The sequence below is a fragment of the Acidovorax sp. KPB24-03 genome (assembly GCF_057546605.1).
In genome coordinates this window covers 1-3,304 of record NZ_BAAJYR010000385.1, presented here as the reverse complement: position 1 = coordinate 3,304, position 3,304 = coordinate 1, and the positions used below count along the sequence as shown (strand labels likewise).

The 3,304-nt window shown below is 70.6% G+C and carries 5 protein-coding genes; all 5 read right to left on the bottom strand.

Going from position 1 to position 3,304, the window contains the following annotated elements:
* The coding region (locus AC27KI_RS21360) for an ATP-binding cassette domain-containing protein (RefSeq protein WP_487115714.1) at positions 1-407 on the bottom strand (407 nt) is incomplete at its 3' end.
* Positions 408-411: 4 nt separating this feature from the next.
* A complete protein-coding gene (locus tag AC27KI_RS21355; RefSeq protein WP_487115712.1) occupies positions 412-1,389 on the bottom strand; it encodes an aliphatic sulfonate ABC transporter substrate-binding protein in 978 nt (325 codons plus the stop codon).
* Positions 1,390-1,430: 41 nt separating this feature from the next.
* Positions 1,431-2,294: an aliphatic sulfonate ABC transporter permease SsuC gene (gene ssuC, locus AC27KI_RS21350; protein ID WP_272569330.1), complete on the bottom strand. Its 864-nt coding sequence runs from the start codon at positions 2,292-2,294 to the stop codon at positions 1,431-1,433.
* Positions 2,291-2,665: a VOC family protein gene (locus AC27KI_RS21345; protein WP_284399990.1), complete on the bottom strand. Its 375-nt coding sequence runs from the start codon at positions 2,663-2,665 to the stop codon at positions 2,291-2,293. Before AC27KI_RS21345 ends, ssuC begins: the two co-directional genes overlap by 4 nt.
* Positions 2,666-2,680: 15 nt before the next feature.
* The coding region (locus AC27KI_RS21340) for an LLM class flavin-dependent oxidoreductase (RefSeq protein ID WP_487115710.1) at positions 2,681-3,304 on the bottom strand (624 nt) is incomplete at its 5' end.

Below are 3,304 nucleotides of genomic sequence, written 5' to 3'. Positions count from 1 at the left end.
CGGCCATTCGCCTCGCGGTCGGCCAGGCCCACCTGCGCCAGCACCTCGCGGCCCCGCGCCTGCGCGGCCTTGGGCAGGCCGATCGTCACGTTGTCGAGCACCCGGCGCCAGGGCAGCAGCCGGGCTTCCTGGAACATGATGCGCGTGTCGCCGTGCAGGCCGGCCACGGCTTGGCCGTCGGTGGTGAGCGTGCCGCTGCTGGCGGCCTCCAGCCCGGCCACCAGCCGCAGCAAGGTGCTCTTGCCGCAGCCGCTGCGGCCCACGATGGCGATGAATTCGCCGGGTTCGATTTCCAGCTGCGCGTTGCGCAGCACCTCGCGCTGGCCGTAGCGCTTGGACAGGCCGCGCGCCTGCAGGCGCACGCCGCCGGCGGGGGATGCAGAAGAGGAAGGTCGGGCGTCAGGCATGGGATCAGGCTCCGGGCTTGAACAGGGGAACGGCCAGGGCATCCACCCGGCGCGGGATCAGCTTCTCGGCAAAGAAGGCGTCGGCGATGCGCTGCTGCTCGGCCAGTCCTTCGGGCACCACGGGCCGCACGGAATAGCTGCGGCGGCCGTTGGCCTGCTCGATGACGGACGCATCCAGGCCCCACACGGGGGCCAGCAGCGCGGCGGCCTCCCTGGGGTAGGCCTTGGTCCAGCGTCCGGCCTTTTCCAGTTCGGCATACAGGGTGCGCAGCACGTCGGGCCGCGCCTGGGCGAACCGGGTGCTGGCCAGGTAGTAGCGCTGGTACGACGCCAGGCCCGTGCCGTCGGCCAGCACCCGGGCGCCAGACTGCTGACGCGCGGCCGCGAGGAACGGGTCCCACACCACCCAGGCATCGATGGCGCCGCGCTCGAAGGCGGCCCGGCCGTCGGCGGGCGTGAGGTAGGCCGGCTCGATGTCCCTGAACGACAGGCCGGCTTTTTCCAGCGCGGCGATCAGCAGGTAGTGCGCGCCCGCCGCCTTGGCGAAGCCGACCTTCTTGCCCTTGAGCTCGGCCACGGTCTTGAGCGGCGAGTCCGCCCGCACCAGGATGGCCTGGGCCGTGGGCGACGGCGCCTCCTGTGCCACGAAGGTCACGCGGGCCCCGGCGGCCTGGGCGAACACCGGCACGGTGTCGGCCACGTCGGCGCTGAAGTCCAGGTTGTCGAGGTTGAGCGCCTCCAGCAGCGGCAGGCCGCTCGTGAACTCGTGCCACACGGGCTGCACGCCCAACGGCGCGAGCTGCTTTTCCAGCGTGCCCTGCACTTTCAGCAGCGCGGTCAGCGTGGACGACTTCTGGTAGCCGATGCGCACCACGGACGGCGCAGCGCCTTGTGCGGCGGCCAGACCGGTGCCGCCCAGCGTGGCCGTGGCGGCCAGCGCCGCCAGCACCGTGCGGCGATTGGGGGAATGGGAAAAGGTCATGGGCGGTTTCTTTCTTTCGGTCGAGCGCACGGCGGACGGGTTCAGGACTTGGCCTGGTAGCCGGGGTGCCAGCGCAGCCACCAGTGCTCCAGCCCGCGGGCGAACACATCGGCCAGCTTGCCGAGCAGTGCGTACAGCAGGATGCCCACCAGCACGATGTCGGTCTGCAGGAACTCGCGGGCGTTCATGGTCAGGTAGCCGATGCCGGCCTGGGCCGAAATCGTCTCGGCCACGATCAGGATCACCCACATCAGCCCCAGCGAAAAGCGCAGGCCCACCAGGATGGACGACAGTGCTCCGGGCAGGATGATTTCGCGGTACAGCTGCCAGCGCGACAGGCCGTAGGTTCGGCCCATCTCGATCAGGCCCGGGTCCACGTTGCGGATGCCGTGGAAGGTGTTCAGGTAGATCGGAAAGAACACCGACACGCTGATGAGGAACAGCTTGGCCGACTCGTCGATGCCAAACCACAGGATCACCAGCGGAATGAGCGCCAGCGCCGGGATGTTGCGCACCATCTGGATGGTGGAGTCGAGCAGCGTCTCGGCCAGCCGCAGCGAGCCGGTGAGCAGCCCCAGCACCAGCCCCAGGCCGCCTCCGATCGCCAGGCCCGCCAGGGCACGGCTGGCGCTCACCTTCACATGGGTCCACAGCTCGCCCGATTCGGTGAGCGTCCACGCGGCCTTGACCACGTCCAGCGGCGCCGGCAGCACGCGGGTGGACAGCCACCCCAGGGCAGACGCCACCTGCCACAGCGCGATCAGCGCGACCGGCACCAGCCAGGGCAGCAGGCGGCGCCACACGGCGGCCACCAGCTGCACCAGCGGCGCAGGCAAGGCGCCCGCCGGGCCTTCGGGCGACTCGGGCAGGGGCGAGACCTGCAGCTCTCGTACCGTATCGGTCATGCGTCGTACCTCGGTTCGTTGTCGGGTTCGAGGAACTCCAGCTGGTTGCCCGCCGGGTCCTTCACATAAAAGCGCAGGTAGCCGGGCAGCGCCCGGTTCTCCACCAGCGGCAGCTCGGCCTGCAGCAGCCGCCCGCGCAGCTCGGGCAGGTTCTCCACCTCGAACGCCAGGTGGGACACGGCAGGCGCCGGCTGCCAGCGTTCGGTGGGCACCAGCTCGATGCGCTGCGCCCCCGCGGCAAAGCGCAGGGTGCTGCCGATGGGGTGGATCAATTCCGGCAGCCCCAGCAGCGTGCTGTAGAAGTTGCGGATCTGGCCCTCGGCGCCCGCCGGAAAGGCCAGTTGCACATGGTTGATGGAATGGATCGCCATGGTCTGCCCCGCCGCTCAGCTTTGCGACGCGCGCGGCGCGTACTGGTTGCCCACGACCTCGCCGAATGGCCCGCCGGGCGCGCCGCCCGCGAGCTTTTCCTGCAACGCCAGCGGCAGCAGCGGAAACACCAGCTCGGCAAAGCGGTACGCCTCTTCGAGGTGCGGGTAGCCCGACATGACGAAGGTGTCGATCCCCAAGGCGGCGTACTCCTTGATGCGGTCAGCCACGGTCTGCGGATCGCCCACCAGGGCTGTGCCCGCGCCGCCGCGCACCAGGCCCACGCCGGCCCACAGGTTGGGGCTGATCTCCAGGTCGGCCCGGGAGCGCCTGGCCCCGCCCGCATGCAGCGCGGCCATCCGGCGCTGCCCCTCGGAGTCCATGCGCGCGAACACGGCCTGGGCCTGCACCACGGTTTCGTCCTTCACGCGGCTGATGAGGCTCTCGGCCGCGGCCCAGGCCTCGGCATCGGTCTCGCGCACGATCACGTGCAGGCGGATGCCGAACTTCACCGTGCGGCCCAGCCGCGCGGCCTTCTCGCGCACATCAGCCACTTTCTTGGCCACTTCGGCGGGTGGCTCGCCCCAGGTCAGGTAGGCATCGACATGGCGCGCGGCCAGCGCGTGCGCGGCAGGCGACGA

Bases quoted from the DNA above. Each gene is read 5' to 3' on its own strand.
- AC27KI_RS21355 (WP_487115712.1), bottom strand. From the start codon at position 1,389: ATGACCTTTTCCCATTCCCCCAATCGCCGCACGGTGCTGGCGGCGCTG.
- AC27KI_RS21345 (WP_284399990.1), bottom strand. From the start codon at position 2,665: ATGGCGATCCATTCCATCAACCATGTGCAACTGGCCTTTCCGGCGGGC.
- ssuC (WP_272569330.1), bottom strand. From the start codon at position 2,294: ATGACCGATACGGTACGAGAGCTGCAGGTCTCGCCCCTGCCCGAGTCG.